This is a genomic window from Paenibacillus sp. FSL H3-0310 (assembly GCF_038002785.1).
Taxonomy (GTDB): domain Bacteria; phylum Bacillota; class Bacilli; order Paenibacillales; family Paenibacillaceae; genus Paenibacillus_AQ; species Paenibacillus_AQ odorifer.
The window spans coordinates 1,778,199-1,795,991 of record NZ_JBBODC010000001.1 but is presented as its reverse complement, the minus strand read 5'-3'; the positions used below and the strand labels follow the sequence as shown (position 1 = coordinate 1,795,991).

Annotated in this window: 18 protein-coding genes; 2 read left to right on the top strand and 16 right to left on the bottom strand. The window is 40.1% G+C overall.

Annotated features, from left to right (window positions below; translation table 11 throughout):
• Window positions 1–118: 118 nt before the first annotated feature.
• The 5 genes from MHH63_RS08035 to MHH63_RS08015 all read right to left on the bottom strand — a co-directional run bounded on the left by MHH63_RS08035 (window position 119) and on the right by MHH63_RS08015 (window position 4,259).
• The gene (locus MHH63_RS08035; RefSeq protein WP_248548547.1) at window positions 119–1,246 is read right to left on the bottom strand and encodes an ATP-binding protein; all 1,128 of its coding nucleotides are present in this window, start codon (window positions 1,244–1,246) and stop codon (window positions 119–121) included.
• A gap of 833 nt (window positions 1,247–2,079) precedes the next feature.
• Entirely contained in the window at window positions 2,080–2,679 is a 600-nt protein-coding gene (locus MHH63_RS08030; protein ID WP_076278720.1) for a chorismate mutase, read from the bottom strand.
• Window positions 2,676–3,116 (bottom strand): 3-hydroxyacyl-ACP dehydratase FabZ, encoded by a 441-nt coding sequence (fabZ, locus tag MHH63_RS08025; protein ID WP_341171378.1) that lies wholly within the window; start codon window positions 3,114–3,116, stop codon window positions 2,676–2,678. Before fabZ ends, MHH63_RS08030 begins: the two co-directional genes overlap by 4 nt.
• A 191-nt stretch (window positions 3,117–3,307) precedes the next feature.
• The gene (locus MHH63_RS08020) at window positions 3,308–3,793 is read right to left on the bottom strand and encodes a GNAT family N-acetyltransferase (protein ID WP_076127339.1); all 486 of its coding nucleotides are present in this window, start codon (window positions 3,791–3,793) and stop codon (window positions 3,308–3,310) included.
• Between the two features lie 154 nt (window positions 3,794–3,947).
• Entirely contained in the window at window positions 3,948–4,259 is a 312-nt protein-coding gene (locus MHH63_RS08015) for an antibiotic biosynthesis monooxygenase family protein (protein WP_341171377.1), read from the bottom strand.
• Window positions 4,260–4,395: 136 nt separating this feature from the next.
• Here MHH63_RS08015 and MHH63_RS08010 point away from each other — a divergent pair, with 136 nt between their 5' ends.
• Window positions 4,396–5,295 (top strand): LysR family transcriptional regulator, encoded by a 900-nt coding sequence (locus MHH63_RS08010; RefSeq protein WP_341171376.1) that lies wholly within the window; start codon window positions 4,396–4,398, stop codon window positions 5,293–5,295.
• Between the two features lie 202 nt (window positions 5,296–5,497).
• Here MHH63_RS08010 and MHH63_RS08005 read toward each other — a convergent pair whose 3' ends face one another.
• The 6 genes from MHH63_RS08005 to MHH63_RS07980 form a co-directional block, all read right to left on the bottom strand.
• A complete protein-coding gene (locus MHH63_RS08005) occupies window positions 5,498–5,914 on the bottom strand; it encodes a transporter (protein ID WP_076183029.1) in 417 nt (138 codons plus the stop codon).
• Between the two features lie 257 nt (window positions 5,915–6,171).
• A complete protein-coding gene (locus tag MHH63_RS08000; RefSeq protein WP_076183031.1) occupies window positions 6,172–6,660 on the bottom strand; it encodes an LURP-one-related/scramblase family protein in 489 nt (162 codons plus the stop codon).
• 48 nt (window positions 6,661–6,708) lie between these two features.
• Window positions 6,709–7,224, bottom strand: a complete 516-nt coding sequence (locus MHH63_RS07995) for a GNAT family N-acetyltransferase (RefSeq protein ID WP_076183033.1) — start codon at window positions 7,222–7,224, stop codon at window positions 6,709–6,711.
• 1,368 nt (window positions 7,225–8,592) lie between these two features.
• Window positions 8,593–9,054 carry a hypothetical protein gene (locus tag MHH63_RS07990; RefSeq protein WP_341171375.1) on the bottom strand — a complete coding sequence of 154 codons (462 nt, stop codon included), beginning with the start codon at window positions 9,052–9,054 and terminating at the stop codon, window positions 8,593–8,595.
• 68 nt (window positions 9,055–9,122) lie between these two features.
• Window positions 9,123–10,388, bottom strand: coding sequence for a DUF4179 domain-containing protein (locus tag MHH63_RS07985; RefSeq protein ID WP_341171374.1), 1,266 nt, complete (start codon window positions 10,386–10,388; stop codon window positions 9,123–9,125).
• 16 nt (window positions 10,389–10,404) lie between these two features.
• Complete coding sequence (locus tag MHH63_RS07980; RefSeq protein WP_076127357.1) at window positions 10,405–10,953, bottom strand: sigma-70 family RNA polymerase sigma factor; 549 nt, start codon at window positions 10,951–10,953, stop codon at window positions 10,405–10,407.
• A 206-nt stretch (window positions 10,954–11,159) separates the two neighbouring features.
• Here MHH63_RS07980 and MHH63_RS07975 point away from each other — a divergent pair, with 206 nt between their 5' ends.
• On the top strand, window positions 11,160–13,025 hold the full coding sequence (locus tag MHH63_RS07975) for an LTA synthase family protein (protein ID WP_341171373.1): 1,866 nt from the start codon (window positions 11,160–11,162) through the stop codon (window positions 13,023–13,025).
• 69 nt (window positions 13,026–13,094) lie between these two features.
• On the opposite strand, the gene rbsB is transcribed toward MHH63_RS07975, so the two are convergent.
• From rbsB to rbsK, 5 genes are read right to left on the bottom strand one after another with little or no spacing between them, the layout of a single operon-like run.
• On the bottom strand, window positions 13,095–14,018 hold the full coding sequence (gene rbsB, locus MHH63_RS07970; RefSeq protein ID WP_076183044.1) for a ribose ABC transporter substrate-binding protein RbsB: 924 nt from the start codon (window positions 14,016–14,018) through the stop codon (window positions 13,095–13,097).
• 13 nt (window positions 14,019–14,031) lie between these two features.
• Entirely contained in the window at window positions 14,032–15,000 is a 969-nt protein-coding gene (locus MHH63_RS07965; protein ID WP_076127362.1) for an ABC transporter permease subunit, read from the bottom strand.
• 2 nt (window positions 15,001–15,002) lie between these two features.
• Window positions 15,003–16,484: a sugar ABC transporter ATP-binding protein gene (locus MHH63_RS07960; RefSeq protein WP_076190602.1), complete on the bottom strand. Its 1,482-nt coding sequence runs from the start codon at window positions 16,482–16,484 to the stop codon at window positions 15,003–15,005.
• A 21-nt stretch (window positions 16,485–16,505) separates the two neighbouring features.
• On the bottom strand, window positions 16,506–16,901 hold the full coding sequence (gene rbsD, locus MHH63_RS07955) for a D-ribose pyranase (protein WP_076127366.1): 396 nt from the start codon (window positions 16,899–16,901) through the stop codon (window positions 16,506–16,508).
• A gap of 2 nt (window positions 16,902–16,903) precedes the next feature.
• Window positions 16,904–17,782 (bottom strand): ribokinase, encoded by an 879-nt coding sequence (rbsK, locus tag MHH63_RS07950; protein WP_076127398.1) that lies wholly within the window; start codon window positions 17,780–17,782, stop codon window positions 16,904–16,906.
• Window positions 17,783–17,793 lie beyond the last annotated feature (11 nt).

The window sequence follows — 17,793 nt, the reverse complement described above, 5'->3', positions numbered from 1 at the left end:
GCACCTCCAGATGGGACTCGCACAGGCTCGTTACCCTTTTTACACGAAATCCATTCATGAGAGGTATTACACACTCCTAGTGGGGTATAAACAGCAAAAGATACTCTCTGCAACTTGCCTATGTTGGGATAGTTATAAGGAACGTTGTCCCTTTGCCTTTTTCACTATCGACTTCAATAGTTCCTTTCACTTTATCGACGGTACTGTAGACCATAAGCATACCCAGCCCCGTTCCTTCTGCTTTAGTCGAATAATACGGCTTACCGAGTCGCGATATTTCATCTTTAGTCATGCCGACTCCGTTATCTTTGATACTGATCATAATATTTTGTTTTTTTTCAAATATATCGATAAATAGCGTACCGCCATCGGTTTCCTTCATCGCTTCTATACCGTTTTTATATAAATTAATTAGACACTGCTGAATCTGGTTTCGGTCATAGTTTTTATTTAACGAATTATTAAAACTAAATTGGACATCTACTTTGTGCATAGTGGCATAAGGCATTATGATATTTTTAGTATATTCTGATTCTGCCTTCATATTGGAGTAAACCATGTTTTCAGATTGTGGCTTGGCAAAGGAGAGATAATCACTTACAATTTTTTCTGCTCGCTGTAGCTCTTGTAGAGATAACTCTACAAAGCCCTTTTCCTCTGGCGTCATCGTTTTAGATTTATTTAATAGCTGCAAAAAACCACTAGTCACTGTAAGTGGATTTCTGATTTCATGGGATACACTTGCCGCTAGCTCGCTGACGACATTTAATCTTTCCGATTGGACAATCCGTTCCCGATTTTTAATATTGGAGATAATCTTCTCAATCAAAATCATAATGACACTCATCACCCCAACATGAGTTGTCAACGCATTTAATGAAAGAATCCAAAATTGCTTGTCTAAGGAATCCTGAACAAAACCTAAAATTAACAGATAAACCCCCATAATTAGCAAAGCAATCAGACTTGCCGCAATCACACGGCCCTTCGATGGTAATTTTAAAAATCTATTTTTATATAACGGCACCAAAATCAGAATCGCTGTCGCAAATAGAAACGAATAAAATACTCCACCTCCACCCACATAGAATCTGTAAGCATTCAAAATAATATATAGAGGAAGAACGTTCCTATATCCTCCAAACAGTGCCACAATAATAAACGGAATGTACCTCAAATCAAAAATATAGCCAATTTCAAGTCTGATAGGTTTTGCAATACAGAGACTCATGGTCACTGCAGACATAAAAACGAGAATCAATCTATTGTAGGAATAGGCCCGATTCTCAAAGAATATTAGAAATGTTAATACTGGAAAAAGCAAAAACAAAAAATTTAAAAGTAGGGTTTCAAACAAGAGATGACTTCCTTTCAGCCTTTTACTGCGTAAATGAATATATTCAAGGTTATATTAAGAGTTTTAGATCATTACCTAAGCTAACATTATAAGTCACAGTATTGACTATACACTATGTATTTCTCAACCATTTTTCAAATAATCCCAAAAAATCATACTATAGAACCACAATTAGCAAAAAAATACAGACATCTGAAGTCTGTGTGGGGTCATCAATTTTCGTATTCCTGAATATCTAAATTGTAAACTGTACCTTCGTAGTTTTTAAGGGCTCATAAATCTAGAGCTGCCACCTTTCTGTATCTGAGAGAAGGAGAGGATTTCATTGCATCCCATAACCGTAATCGAAATTGTAACGTCGGTTGGGTTTGTCCTTGTCATTTTTGTTATAGTATTAGTTTCACCTACGAGGATTAGAAAACTCGGTTTAATCGTAGCCTCTATATTAACATTACTTTTGCTTTTATCCTTTGCGATTCGTCCCGTTTGGATCCCACCAGAAGGCAAATCTCCTGAGGAAGGAACGCATTCGGAAATGAATCATTAAGTTGTCTTACACAGAAAACAGCCATCCCCTCAGGATGGCCGGTTTTTATTTCACTAAAAATCCGTTAACTGTGATATGGAGCGGCGCCTAATTTAACTTCGCTCGGATCTCCACTTTTGATAATAGCAATGGAGACAGCTATAAGCAATATTTTCCGGAGGAGAAGAAATAAGTACTACAGCCTAAAAACAATTTGATTTCCTGTCTCATTGTTCTTGAAGGGTTTACCATGTTCCCTGAACTCTAATATAACACCTGAAGGATCGTCAGAAAGCGGTGGAGAAATTACGTAATTATAAGAAGCTTGTCCGGTTGAACTTCCGCCATTCATCATTCGACTATCATATTCTTCTCCTATAAACAGCTCGAAAAAGCTATGGTTATGAGAATTTGTTGGAAGCTCAGTTGTCATGTCCCAATCTATATTAAGGGTGACCACACTAGCATTACTATATTGGCGTATAGAGGTCAGTGTATAAAAAAATCCATCTTTCTCAATTGATTTAAGAACTGCAATATGTTTTCTAAAATCAATTGGCTCAACCATCGGTTTAAAATGATCTTCACTTAGCAACGTCCCAAATACCGCTTTCAAAAAATCCTCATAGAGCTCATAATTTTCTGCCCATTTAGAGATAGATTCAAACGGTGGGAATCCTGGATTATTATTCGAGATTTCCTTTCGTTGCTTGATCAATGCACATATTTGCTCGTCAATATCCTTAATTTGCAGATCGTAATGTTCGGTTGGTCGTACAAACGGCATCCTTTTCATTTTGAACCTCCTTTTTGCACAAATGCAAAAGAAATCTCAGCTTCACATACAAGCTCACTATTTACTGTTGCGGTGCCTTTGCCTTTTACAATTTCACCTTTCATCCGATTGACTTCGAATTCGAGAAGAAGCTGATCCCCAGGCGTTACTTGGCGCTTAAAACGGGCATTATCAATGCCAACTAATAACCCTATCTTGCCCATCAGCTTCTCGTTTTTGCACATTGTGATTCCGCCTACCTGGGCTAATGCCTCCACAATTAAAACACCCGGCATAACAGGATGCTCAGGAAAATGGCCGTTAAAAAACGGTTCATTAATGGATACATTTTTAATACCTACTGCTCTTTTGTTCTCCTCCAGCTCTATTATTCTGTCCACTAAAATAAACGGATACCGATGAGGAATAAGTTCTACAATCTGCTGTATATTTAGCATAATTCCCGTCTTAGCCTCCTAAAATACTTTTTGGGTAATTTTAACATTAGAAGTGATTTTGTACTACTCAAAAATACCCGGACAACTGGCCTATAACATCACTTCTGGAGATCCTAAAAAAACAACGGCAACCCTGGACTAGAAAATAAAGTCCACGACTGCCGCTTTTTATTGATCTATTGTACCCTAGCTTAAGATTCAACTCGATTAACAAACACCTGTGTCTTTCTCCCTGCTTCAATTCGTTCAGTGAATTTTCCGCCAGTGTATTCCTCTATCACCTTTTTCCAAAAGCGTTGTGCGGGCTCGTTATTATCTATTTGGTAAACTTCCCATTGCCCCTTATGTATATTAAAAATATCTTTTGCAACTAGTCTACCTAATCCTACTCTCCGATACTTTTTTATAATAAAAAACTCTGCAATGGAAAAGTATAAATCATCATCTCTATTTTTTATTTTGACTAAAACGAATCCAGCATTTTTCCCATTCAGAGTTAACAGATATGGGAAATTCGATTCTTCTGTCCAGTAATCGTTGAGAGGATAATCATTAAATTTTCCGTTTTCTTCAAGGTGCAAATCCATATACTCGGAGAAATCATACATATAAAATTGCATTAGGTTGTTGAGGATTTCTTTTTCTTCAAGGGTCGCCCTTTTAATTTGATAGTTCATCTAAAAACCATCCCATATCTATATTTTATCTAATTAGTAACGGACTCTTCTATTTTCTCGGATAAGTTTCTTCGCATCCTTTTGAAATAAAATGATTGTTGTTGCACGCTTCAATGGATTGATTCCCAATTACTTTGCAGTAATATTTTACCACTCAAGAATACTCTCTTTCAACTTTACAAATTTTCACTTTGTAATTTTGGTACCATTCTTTCTTACCTTTCTCCTGAGCAACTTTGTGAGATTGATGTTGTTTCCAGTTACTAATCGCCTCCAAGCTCTCCCAATAAGAAATCGTAATACCCGCTCCTGAAGAATCCCTGACACTTTCCACTCCTAAAAACCCAGGTTGCCCGGACGCAAGCTGCTCCATTTTTTCAGCCATAATGTTATACCCGTTATCCCCCTCCGTACGTTGACTTGAAAATATGACTGCATAATAAGATCCGTTTGATTCATGAACCATTCCGCTCAAACTCCCCTTTAATCGTAGATGTTTTTATATAAAACAGATTATACTATTATAATTAAGATAAAAATAATGAATATTAATTGTTAGTTTAATGAATTTTTTTCATACATTATTGAGGAGAGAAATCATTATGAATCTTTTAAAATATCAAATTTTCAGTAAGGTAGTTGAGATCGGCAGCATTACCAAAACAGGAGAGATATTAAATTTAACACAATCAGCCATCAGTCATGCGCTTTCTAGCTTAGAAGCTGAATTCGGACTGTGTCTTCTCATAAGAAACAGATCGGGTATCCGGTTAACCAACGATGGCGAACGTTTAATCCCACATATCAGAGAAATCCTCCAACTTAATGAAAAACTCAATCAAGAAGTAGCTGCATTAAAGGGTGTCGAAATCGGCACTGTGAAAATAGGTACTTTCTCTAGTGTATCGATCCAATGGATGCCCCAAATCATTAAACAATTTCAAAATCAGTTTCCACATATTGAAATAAAACTACTTGATGGTAACTACTCTGAAATAGAAGAATGGATTGCCGATGGAACCGCTGACTTGGGATTTGTTAATCTGCCTACTCGAGATGCTTTTCATGTGGTCCCTCTTCAAAAAGATAGGATGGTCTGCATTATGTGGCAGAATCATCCTCTCGAGCGCCAATCAAATATCCGCCTTGAGCAATTGATTAATGAACCTTTTATCATGCCCATTGCGGGTTGTGACACCGATGTAAAGCGAATTTTCTCGCAAAATAAACTCACACCCACGATCAAATATGAATTAGAAGATGATCATGCCATAATCGCCATGGTACAAAATGGTTTAGGGTTAAGTATTCTCCCAGAAATGATTTTGTCACATCTCCCCGACAATGTATGTTATCGCCCATTGGAAGGCGAGTATTATCGTTCTATTGGTATTGCAGCCGCCTCCATTAAAAATGCCTCTCCAGCGGCAAAAAAACTAATTGAATTCATAACACAATGGATCACCAACGTGCCCATCCCTCCGCATTACCGTGATTTATGAGATGGCTCAACGCGCTGTCTGTAACGGCAAGCTTTAAGGCTATCCTTTGCAGAGTAGTCCCTTTTTTGATCCAGCATTAACGTTAGCGTCAGGGGAAACGATTCTTCACTATGTATCTTTTGCGAAATTCACAACTCCCGGGACACGATAATTTGCACAACATAGAGAACAGCCTGCTGGCTGTTCTCTATCGCTGTCTGCCTTAGAAGCACGTGAACGAGCTAATCCGATTCAAATCAATGCCGAAGTACGACCAGAAAAAACCATTCCATCTGAACCCTGCAATAGAATTACGTCCGACGAATACCGGAAAGAACCAGAATTGCTCGCCGTTGTTCAGCCAAATGTATGTGTTGCGGAACAGGCAGCGTCTGATCCCGCCGGGATCAATGGCAAATGTGGTAGACGACATTTGTGGCACGAATTGCGGTGGAGGAGCCGTCGGCGCTTGAACGCCTCCCGGTGCACCCCCCGGAAATTGTCCGGGGGTTCCACCCGGAAACCCTGGTCCCCCTGGTCCTCCAGGTCCTCCTGGCACGCCAGGTCCGCCTGGTCCGCCTGGTCCGCTTGGGAATCCTGGAAATCCTCCGCCGGCTCCCGGTGTTGGAAAAAATCCCATATGTGATCGCTCCTTTCAATGAGTAGGCATAATCATCATATGCATTCGCGGAGAGAGCGTTTGGGCGCAATAGACGTTTTTTCAAAAAATGAAAATCAACAATAAGATCTAACATAGGCCTATCGGAAACCTAACTTGCTCTACTTATGGTACGTTCAGCGCATCATAGATAAACTGACCAATTACACTCAGCTTTACCTGCTGAATTTATTCCGTCCACATCACCTTACTAAGTTTTTAACTTTAATATTGAATCTTCACTGATGTGATGTAGATGCCTGGTCAGCCTTCACACAATCAATAGCGACAACGAACGCAATCATGAGCGTCTCCATCTCATCCTTCAATATTTGAACCTTATAGCTATCCCCCCAAGTGAACCATTCCTTGTTCACTTTACCGATGACTACACCATGCTGTAAAACCTGAAAATCCATGTCCCACCAGTTACCATGTACCTCAATGTCAGCCGCATCAATCGTATAACGTGCTTTAAAGAAAGAAAACTCCTTCTTAATCGTCAATACCTCTCGACCATCTACTTCTACAAAAAACTTCGGTAAAAAACTGAACACTTTTTTCGTAATAAGTGCGACTTCATCTCTTGTTGTATTCATAATGGAGAATGTCTTGGGAATTTGCATAAAACTGCCCTCTACGTAATAGACATCTTGCTCCTGCTGATTCTTTACCGTGAATTTACCACTTAGACTGAATACCTTTTGTTTTATATAAAGTTGCTTCATTCTAAGCCTCCTATCGATCCTCTTAGTTAACATCATTTTAGACAAATGTTATAGTTGTTTTGTCATAATAAAATCTATTTGTTCTTCTTCACCCATATAAAAAGAATGAGTTCCTGTATGAACAAACTTCATTTTTTCATAAAAGCTAATAGCGTTTTTATTTTTTTCCCAAACCCCTAACCAAATCTTCTCTTTATTACATTGTACCGCTATTTCTATAGCTTTATTTATTAGATATTTCCCAAGCCCCTGTTTATGAAATTTTTTTCTAATATAGATCCTCTCGACTTCAAGTGAATCATTACCCATTACTTCAGATTGAGCATCTTCGGTGTTAACCTTTAAATACCCAGCGATTTCTTCATTAAAATAAATAAAATAGAATTCTGATGAGCTATCCGACAATTCTTTTTCTAATTGTTTTAAGTTAAATGCTCTATCCAGGTAGGCCTTCATATTTTCAGGTGAATTTTGATTACTAAATGTCTCATTAAATGTTTCAACACTAATTCCTTGAAGTGAACCTAGATCTTCGAACGTGCACTTTTTTATATTGATAGCCATATCGTTTTCTCCTTTTAAAATATCAATTTACAAATAAACTCTTATTTCGAGCTCTAATTATATGGTGTTATGCAGATGTGACAGGAAAATAGTATAACATAATTGTTGTATTTGCAACAAAAAAATTAAGGATTTACCATTCATTCTACCTATTCGCGTATTGGCGTAATCAGTCTCTATGCGGCAGTCAGAACTCCAAAAGGGGAAGCGAACGAGGTTTTGGGGATTCGATGATGGATGACGGTTACTTTCGGACCCAGATGACGTTATTTGCGAATATTTCGGCTTTGGAGCAAGGTTTCGGACTCCAGTGCAGTTATTCCTTCGAAACGTCATCTTTCGGGGTGTTTTTCAGGCTAATAACGGCTATACGGTCCGTTAGGATTCCAAAAGTGGGATATGGCGCGTCTAAGGGTCATCTGAGTCCGTTAGATGCTTCCGGGCGCGCAAATTTGATCCAAGAATGCGTGGTTTGGGGATTCGATGATGGATGACGGTTACTTTCGGACCCAGTTGACGTTATTTTCGAATATTTCGCCTTTGGAGCAAGGTTTCGGACCCCAGTGCAGTTATTCCCCCGAAAAGGCTGCTTTCGGGGTGTTTTTCAGGCCAATAACGGCTATGCGGTCCGTTAGGATTCAAAAAGTGAGATATGACGCGTCTAAGGGTCATCTGAGTCCGATTTATGCTTCCGGGCGCGCAAATTCGATCCAAGAAAGCGTGGCTTAAAGGTGATGATAGTGGAAGTGAGCCAACTTTGAGAAATCGGTGAAGGAGAATAGATCGGCGAGATTTGCGGGTCTACGATAGAGAATGTCAGCGGGATTTGGAAATCAGTGATAGCAGTAGCAAACGAAGTATGAGGATGCGTGGATAGAGGAAGCGAACGAGGTTTGGGAATTCGATGATGGAAGATGGCTACTTTCGGACCCAGATGACGTTATTTGCGAATATTTCGGCTTTGGAGCAAGGTTTCGGACTCCAGTGCAGTTATTCCCCTGAAAAGGCTGCTTTCGGGGTGTTTTTCAGGCCAATAGCGACTATGCGGTCCGTTAGAATTCCAAAAGTGGGATATGACGCGTCTAAGGGTCATCTGAGTCCGATAGATGCTTACGGGTGTGCAAATGTGATCGAAGAAAGTGTAGTTTTTTTTGGGGGATAGCGGAGGTGACAAAAGTAGAGGGTTCTTGATGATGGAGGAAGCAAACGAAGTTTCAGGATTCGCGGATGGAGGAAACGAGCGACGTTTGGGGGACGATGATGGAGCAAAAAAAATGAGGTGCCCCAGCAGCCATTTTCGGCTTTTGGGACACCCATCCTTTCCGCAATGCGCATATAGCGCGGTATGGTGGACTGGTAAGAGCCCGGTTAAAGCCATCTCATAAATCTTTTTTTAGATAGTTTAATCTGATTACTTTCGGCCCATGCGGTTAGTTCTTTCATTCCCTTGTATTCTTCGTCAAGAAAACTAAAACATAATCTATAGGGAGGAAATTTGTGATCTACAGGTTTAATGCCTATTACGGGTATGAAATAGCCCTTTACATAAATATTATCAATTTGATTCGCTTGAATTTCTTTGTTTTCTACTATTATAGAGTCCGGAAGAATCCGAACCTCAATGAACTTTCTAATCGTAATGATCCTATAGAGCAATATGATTACAACAATCAGACAGAAGGTCGACCATATATAACCAAAATAAAGTAATACTTTAAACTCCGTATTATTTCTGGTATTTAACAATAGTATGCCACTTGAAAAAATCATAGAAAACAGAAGCGACATTAACGACGGACGACTCACCTTATAAGCTCCTATATTTTCCATAACCCCCTCACTTTCTCAGACTATTATAGCTTACTATATTTCATAAATTATGGATATGGCACTCCTTTTTAATCCACAGGAATCTCAATGACCTTGTTATATTCCTTCATATAATGTATTCCTTCTATCAGAATACTTTCAGGTTTCGTTTGTGTATCAAATAATAAGGTGCGTTCCTTCATGAGTTTACCGTTCGTTTGTTCTGACTCTTTTTGATTAATTGTTGTTTTTAAAGCCGTGTTTTCGTTAACATTTTCTATAGACACACCATCCAACATTACATCCTCATCTGTAGCAATAGTTACTTCAATCCCTTGAGCGGTCTTGGTCACATCCTTAATCCATAATTCTTTATCCCCCAGTAGAATCGGCTCATTACTATCAGCATTTAGAGGATACTTTTCTTCCAGTTTCTGATATCCAACAAACTCTTTAACAACCAGCTGCAATGAATGCAGTTCTTTTGGCAAGGTGTCATAACGAATATCAAATGATCTCCCACCCAGCGAGGTTTTATTGCTACTACCTAATATTTCTACAGGCTTTCCATTGGCAATTAATTGAATGCCTTCTAACCCTAATCTTATTCGATCGAAATTCTCGACATTCATACTCCCTTTAATCACAGTCATGGTGGGTGTGGCCGTGATCGACTTGAAGGTAATTGATCCTTTGTCGGCTTTGACCTTTTTATTAATCGACTGTTTGATCTGAGTCACCATCGCTTGATTTGGATTATAAGAAAACGTTATGCTCCCTTCACTCATCTGCCCTTTCTGTGGAGGTCCCCAGTAATGAAGTGTCAGTTTTTTCGAGAATGGGCTTACGCTATCAAATGTCATCGTGCCTTTTATTTCTGTATGTTCGTCGTTGATTAAAGATACGCCACTTCTTATGTTGGAATTCGTGAGAAACCCTTCTATTTTTGAAGGACTAAAATGATCTCCCGTCTCCTCTAGTCCCTTAGGATTGTTTAACGTGTAATATACAATAAATTGATTGGCATCTGCCATAATTCCGTTAATCGTAAGTTCTGTTCCATCTGCTAACGTCGTCTTTTTGTCTATGCTTTGTCCCATTCCTTGTTCATTGAGTTGTTGTAAAGTTCCCTCTAACACCTCATCAAAACCAAATAACTTTTTTCCATAATAAGCGAAGGCATTATAGCTGTTTCCAGAAACTATTATCACTAATATAATGACGGCTGCAATCTTCCAGAGGGGCGAGCTTTTTCTTTTTATTCTTTTTGGAGGTGCCGAGTCTAAAGCATTTCTTAATCTCATTTCTAAACCCTCAGGTGCAGTTATGGACTCTAAATTCCTCTTCTCATCCACTAATCGTTGTTCGACGTTATTGTTCATCAACATCACCTCTGTAATGATTTTTCAGCGTTTGTAATCCATTGTAGATCCTTGATTTAACAGTTCCGATCGAGACCTGTGTGATCTCAGCTATCGTTTGATAATCGAGATCATGAAAATATTTCAATTGAATTGCTTCTCTTTGCTGCTCGTTCACATGTAACAATAACGCCTGCATATCCATTTGCTGTTCACTTTTATGATAAGGATCGCCTGATGTAACATCGGCTTTTTCCTTCTCGTCAGTGATGTTCCAGTCCTCTAATAACACCAGCTTGCTTCGCTTATGAAGTTGCCTTTTACAGCCATTTACCAAAATCGTCTTACTCCAGCTGTAAAAAGACTCCTCTTTCTTAAGTTGATCAATCTTCTCGTATAACGTAACTATCATTTCCTCCATGGCATCCATAGCATCATGCGCATTTCCCATATAGCTGTACGCAAGCCTATAAAAAATATCTTTTTCATACATGATTAATTGCAGCAAAACTTCTTTATTTCCCTTTTTAGCTTTTTTCACCAATCGAACAACATCCATGCCTTCACCTCTCTCCCCTATATGAGTCAGGAGCACTGTAAAAAGTTCATCTTCATAAAAAATTTTTATATATCGTGAACTATTCAATCCACCTAAACTGTAATATTCAGGAAAATTTTACTCAGACATACCCAAATCTAGTTGATTTTAAACGCTTCAATGTAATAGAATGAACTAATCTAAAAAGAAAAGGATGGGCATAAGCAATGCCGTTTAAAGAACCTCGTACACTTAGTAAAAGATCTCTGCTATTCTTCTCTCTCATTATGCTTGTAAAAAGCTATTTTGCCTGGTATTTTCTATTTGAAGATGGCCCTACTTGGACCACTTGGCTTAAAGAAATCCCTTTTGTACTTCTAGTCTTTTGCTTGATTGAATGGTTCGCTACGAAACGAAAAATTGCAATTTACATGCTTGTCAATGTATTGATTACTACTCTATTTTTCTCATTAATTGTATATCATAATCATTTTGGCATCATTGCTACTTCGCAAGTATTAGATCAGGTCAAACAAGTGGGAGCCGTAAAGAAAAGTATATTTTCGGTCCTTCGTCCTCAATATATGCTTATCTTTGTGGATATCATTGTCATCAGCTTGGTGATGTTTAGAAAACAGAAAGCGCTGGATTGGAAAAAAGCCATGTCGCGCAAAAGTAACCGTAAAGCGGTGGCAGTCCTGTTCTGTATTTCCATCATCATTTGTGCAATGAATATTTTTCCAAACCGTGCCAGTATGAACGAAACGATTAAAGCGGAACAAATGGGCATTCTTAATTATGAAGCCTACTCTCTCCTAGCTGATCAAGAGGAAGAACAAATTGACGTTTCTGAGATTACGCAATCCACTATTGATGAAACCAAAGGAATTCAAGCTATCTCTAATCCGGTTTTATTTGGAGCCGCCAAAGGAAAAAATCTAATCATTCTGCAAATGGAGTCTTTCCAGAACTTCTTAATCAATCTAAAGATTGATGGACAAGAAATCACACCAAATATGAACAAGCTTGCCGCCAGCAGCTTCTACTTCCCGCGTTTCTACCAGCAGGTTGGACAAGGCAACACTTCAGATGCAGAGTTTATTGTGAACACTTCTTTTTATGTACCCCCTGATGGTCCAGCTACCCAAATGTACGCTCCTAAAGAGCTTCCAAGCTTACCCAAGCTGCTGCAAGCACAAGGTTACGATACGGCAACATTCCATACGAACGAAGTCGACTTTTGGAACCGTGGTGAGCTTTATAGTGCTTTGGGATTCAATCGTTATTATGATAAAACTTACTTCGGAGAAGAAGACGCAGTATTCTATGGCGCTTCTGATGAAGTTTTGTATGAAAAAACAGCTGCAGAGCTGGCAAGAATGGATCAGAATGAGCAACCTTTCTACTCCCATGTAATTTCGATGTCATCTCATAATCCGTTCTCCATCCCAGAGGATAAATATAAAATGACACTTCCAGAGCGATTCGAAGGAACGCTTGTTGGCGATTATATTCGGGCTCAGAATTATGCTGATTATGCGCTGGGACTTTTTATCGATGAGCTCAAACAAAACGGTGTGTGGGATAACAGCTTGATCGTATTGTACGGGGATCATCGTGGACTGCCTATCTTCTCTTTAAAAGAGGATGATCATCTCCTACTGGAAGAGATTCTCGGCCATGAATATTCGGAACGTGAATTGATTAATATTCCGTTGATCATGTCAGCGACAGGGATTACAACTCCTAGTGTAAAAGAACAACTAGGCGGGCAAGTGGATATTTTACCTACCGTATCTAATTTATTGGGTGTCTCTCTTGCAGATCATATTCATTTCGGACAAGATCTCTTGAATCAATCAACTTATAACTTACTACCACAACGGTATTACTTGCCTACAGGATCTTTCGTAAATAACGAAGAGCTCTTCTTATCCGGCAGTGGCTTCGAGGATGGCCAGCATTATACTTTATCTGGTAACGGCAACCAACCTCTGCAATCCACAGAAGACGAATTCGAGCGTGCCTTACAGCTGCTCCATTTGTCAGACAGCTATGTTACACAGCTACCGGATAGAGTTATTGAAGAATAAGCTGCAATGTATAGCAAAAAAGACTGTGCTCACCAAATCGGTGAGCGCAGTCTTTTTCTATAATGATTATTATTTTGACTCTTTAACAACTAGTTTAAGCGGTGCCGCAATCAGCTTCTCTACGGTTTTGCCTTCTAATACATCCTTAGCGGCTTGAATGGCTAGTTGGCCAATTAATTCAGGCTGCTGCGCAACGGTTCCTGTTAATTTACCAGCTTCGATGGATTTAAGTGCATCTTCATTTCCATCAAAACCAATCACAGGGATATTCTTGCCTGAACTTTGAATGGCTTCAATAGCACCTAGCGCCATTTCATCATTATGAGCGAAAACTGCTTGTACGCCAGGATTTCCTTGTAGAAGGTTCTCCATAACGGTCAGCCCTTTCGTACGGTCGAAATCAGCCGTTTGCTTAGCAATGACCTCTAGCTGGCTGTCCGCAATCTCATGGAATCCCTTACCGCGTTCCCGAGTCGCTGAAGCTCCTGGGGATCCTTCTAGCTCGATGACCTTTGCACCTTTCCCAAGCTGCTCTACAATATATTGTGCCGCCATAGAGCCACCCTTTACATTATCAGAGGCAACAAGAGCTTTGATATCCCCTTGATCTGCGGAACGGTCCAACGTAACGACGGGAATATTTAAACTGTTAGCTGTTTGCACTACTGTCGAGATCGCTGATGAATCCACTGGATTGATCAATAACGCATTCACACCTTTTTGCATCAAATCTTCGACGTCATTACTTTGTTTAGCAGAATCATTTTGGGCATCAATGACAAGGACTTCCAAGCCTTGCTTCTTAGCCTCGGCCAAAACACCATCTTTAACGGATACAAAGAAGGGGTTATTCAATGTAGATATGGATAATCCAATCTTCATGTTCTCCATGCTTCCACCACTGCTAGGCTTAGCCCACTCTGGAGGCTCCAAGGAACAACCTGTCATGAGAATTAATAGTAAGGAAGTAAGAATCAAAGTTAACTTTTTCATGTTGGAATCCCCCTTATACGGCTTTCTTACGGTCTATGAGTACGGCAATGGCAATAACGATCCCTTTGACCACCATTTGGTAAAAAGAAGATACGCCGAGCAAGTTCAATCCATTGTTCAAAATCCCGATAATCAGTGCACCAATCAATGTGCCCACGATACGTCCACGACCACCAGTTAAGCTCGTACCGCCTAATACTACAGCTGCGATAGCATCCAACTCATAAGATGTGCCTGCTGTGGGTTGCGCGGAGTTCAATCTGGAAGTCAGGATCGCTCCTGCCAATGCAGACAACATACCGGTCAATGAATAGATCATTATTTTAATGCGGTCGACTTTAATCCCTGAAATAATAGATGCTTTTTCATTACCACCAATGGCATAGGTTTTACGGCCAAATGGAGTTTTGTGCAATACAACCCATAAGACTGCGAAGACGATGATCATTGTTATAGCAGGTACAGGTATTCCTAGTAAATATCCACGGCCAAACAATTGGAAGGTCATGCTGTCTCCGAGACCTGTGATCGGATTTCCGTCTGTGTATACAAGTGTTAATCCCCGGAAAATCGTCATGGTCGCCAACGTAGCGATAAATGGCGCCATTTTACCTTTTGTAATCATCAGTCCGTTGACCATCCCCATCACGCCACCCGCTAAACAACCTACAATAATGGCTAAGACAGGATCCCAACCAGACAACATCAGGTTAGCGGTGAAGGCACTGGATAGGGCTAGAATAGAACCCACCGATAAATCGATACCACCCGTTAGAATAACAAAGGTCATCCCAAAAGCGATAAGCGCATTTATGGCAACTTGTCTAAGCAAGTTCAGGATATTAAGGGGCTCCATAAAGCTTGGGTTCAACACCGTAACGATAACAATTAGAATAATCAGCCCTAGTAATGGACCTAGCTTCTGTGTAATTTGCCCGATTTGAAAACCTTTATTTTCTCTCTCACCTTTGATAGTTGTCATTACTATTGCCCCCCTGTAGCTAACGTCATGATTTTTTCTTGCGTAGCTTCTTGTTGTGATAGCTCTCCACTAATTTCCCCTTCATGAACCACTACGATCCGGTCGCTCATTCCTAAGACTTCAGGAAGCTCTGACGATACCATGATAATGGCGACTCCACGCTCTGTTAATTCGTTCATGAGCTGATAGATCTCCCGTTTAGCTCCTACGTCCACTCCACGCGTAGGTTCATCGAGGATAAGCACACTTAGGCCGATCCCAATCCATTTGGCGATGACCACCTTTTGTTGATTCCCCCCGGATAAATTCCGGACTAAAGTGGAGGAAGACTGTGTCTTGATGTGCAGCCGCTTGATAAGTATGTCTACAAATTCTTGTTCTTTTTTATCATTGATTACACCCTTAGGAGCGAAGCTATATAAATTTGTAAGCACCATATTGTCTCGAATAGAGAAATCAAGCACTAACCCTTCATCTTTACGGTCCTCCGTAACGAATCCTATCCCCGCCTTCATCGCATCATTGGGATTTCGAATCGTGACCTTTTCTCCCCGCACCATAATTTCTCCACGGTCTAACGATTCCAATCCGAATAAGGTTCTCATCATTTCTGTTCGTCCAGATCCCATTAATCCTGAGAAACCTAAGATCTCACCCGAACGAACGGAGAAATTAACATCTTTAAATTGCCCTTTTTTCGTAGCATTTTTAACTTCAAGAACAACCTCTCCGGGTTTGGAGGTACGCTCAGGAAACCGGTCGGTTAATTCACGCCCTACCATCTTCCGAACTACATCATCGAAGTTAGTCTCTGGAATGGGCTTCGTGTCTACTGTTTTCCCATCTCGCATGACCGTTATTCGGTCACATATCGTAAAAATCTCTTCCATCCGGTGCGAAATATACACGATGGAGACGCCTTCCTTTTTAAGGGAAGTTATGACTTCGAACAATTTCTGGATTTCCCGTTCGGTTAATGCCGCTGTCGGTTCGTCCATGACGATAACTTTTGCATGAGTCATAAGCGCTTTTGCAATCTCAATCATCTGTTTCTCCCCTACCGAACATTCCCCCGCCTCTTGATTTAAGGGAATCGTTACGGAGAGCTTACGAAACTGTTCATTTGCTAACGCTTTCATTTCTTTCATATTTAAGATCCCTAGTTTGGAGGTTCGTTCCTTACCAATAAACAGATTATCTAGAACTGTCATATCCGGCCACACATTCAACTCCTGATGGATAAAAGCGATCCCATAACGTTCAGCCTCTTTGGGATTGTTAAAGTATGTTTCCTGACCATCTATACTAATGGTTCCTTGATCACGCTGATGCAGTCCAATCAAAATGTTCATCAGAGTAGACTTTCCTGCACCATTCTCTCCCATTAGGGCATGAACTTCACCATCCTTCAGCTCAAAATCCACACCCGTCAACACACGGTTAGCCCCAAAAGATTTATAAATATCCTTCATCGTAATGTGCATATGCTTTGAACCCCCTTTTTATCAAAAATAGACCCCGGCTTGTAAAATACAATTTGCATACGGCTTAGCTTCCCCCGTACGAATGATGACCTTCGCATGTTGGGTTAACAATTTAAATTGTTCATGTGAAATCGCCTCTATAGGTATTTCCTTAAATTTGTCATTCAAGTATTCAGAAGTGCCTTTATTTTTTGCTGCTAATTCCTCTGCCACGATAACTTTCTCTATGACCATATCCTCTGAAATGATTTCGACAATCTCTTGAAAGCTGGGAACTCCCAATTTAAGCGCTAAATCAATCTTTGGAACACCAGATGGAACGGGTAATCCAATATCAGCAATGACAATCGTATCGGTGTGGCCTAAATCAGTAAGCACTTTGGAAATATGACTGTTTAAGATTCCTTGTTTTTTCATAATTAAAGACTCACCTCCACCTCTACTCTTGTTGGCATGCCACCTTGGGCACCAAATTTTGTGACGGATAAAGAAGCCGCGCGATTGGCAAACTTTACACTAGTACGAATAGACTTGCCTTCAGCTAGAGCAACAGCAAATGCCGCATTAAAAGTATCTCCTGCTCCAGTGGTATCTATAGCATTCACTTTATAGGTGGGAACTAAAACTTCCTGTTTACCATCGTAATAACGTACACCATTGCTGCCCTCGGTTATAAATAACTTATTGGGATATTTGCGTAAAGCTTCAGCAGTACTCATCTCAGGAAATAATATTGCACATTCATGTTCATTGGGAGTTAAATAGGTGGCATTGTTTATAATCGTTTCACTGATAGGCCGAGCAGGTGCTGGGTTAAGCAACATAGGCACATTGAATTTATAGCAAATCTCACTTACATAAGACACCGTCTCTTCCGGAATTTCTTGTTGGATTAATACCATGTCAGAGCCTTTAATATTATCAAGTGCCCGTTCAACCAATGCAGGAGTAACTAAATCATTGGCTCCTTTTACAACGATAATGCTGTTATCGCCTTCCGCTAAAATGATGTGAGCTGTTCCACTTTCGACATGTGTAACCGGTTCCACATTGGCGGTAAAAACGCGATTCTTTTTCAGATTATCCATGATAGCGGTACCATAGAAATCATCACCTACACAACCAACCATCGTAACTTCTGCTCCTAGACGGGCAGCAGCGACGGCTTGGTTCGCACCCTTACCGCCCGGAACGGTGGAGAATTGTTCTCCAAGCACAGTCTCACCCGCGTGAGGCCGCTTATTCGAAGTCACTACTAAATCCATTGAACAGCTGCCAATTACACATATCTTAGCCATATTCATCAACC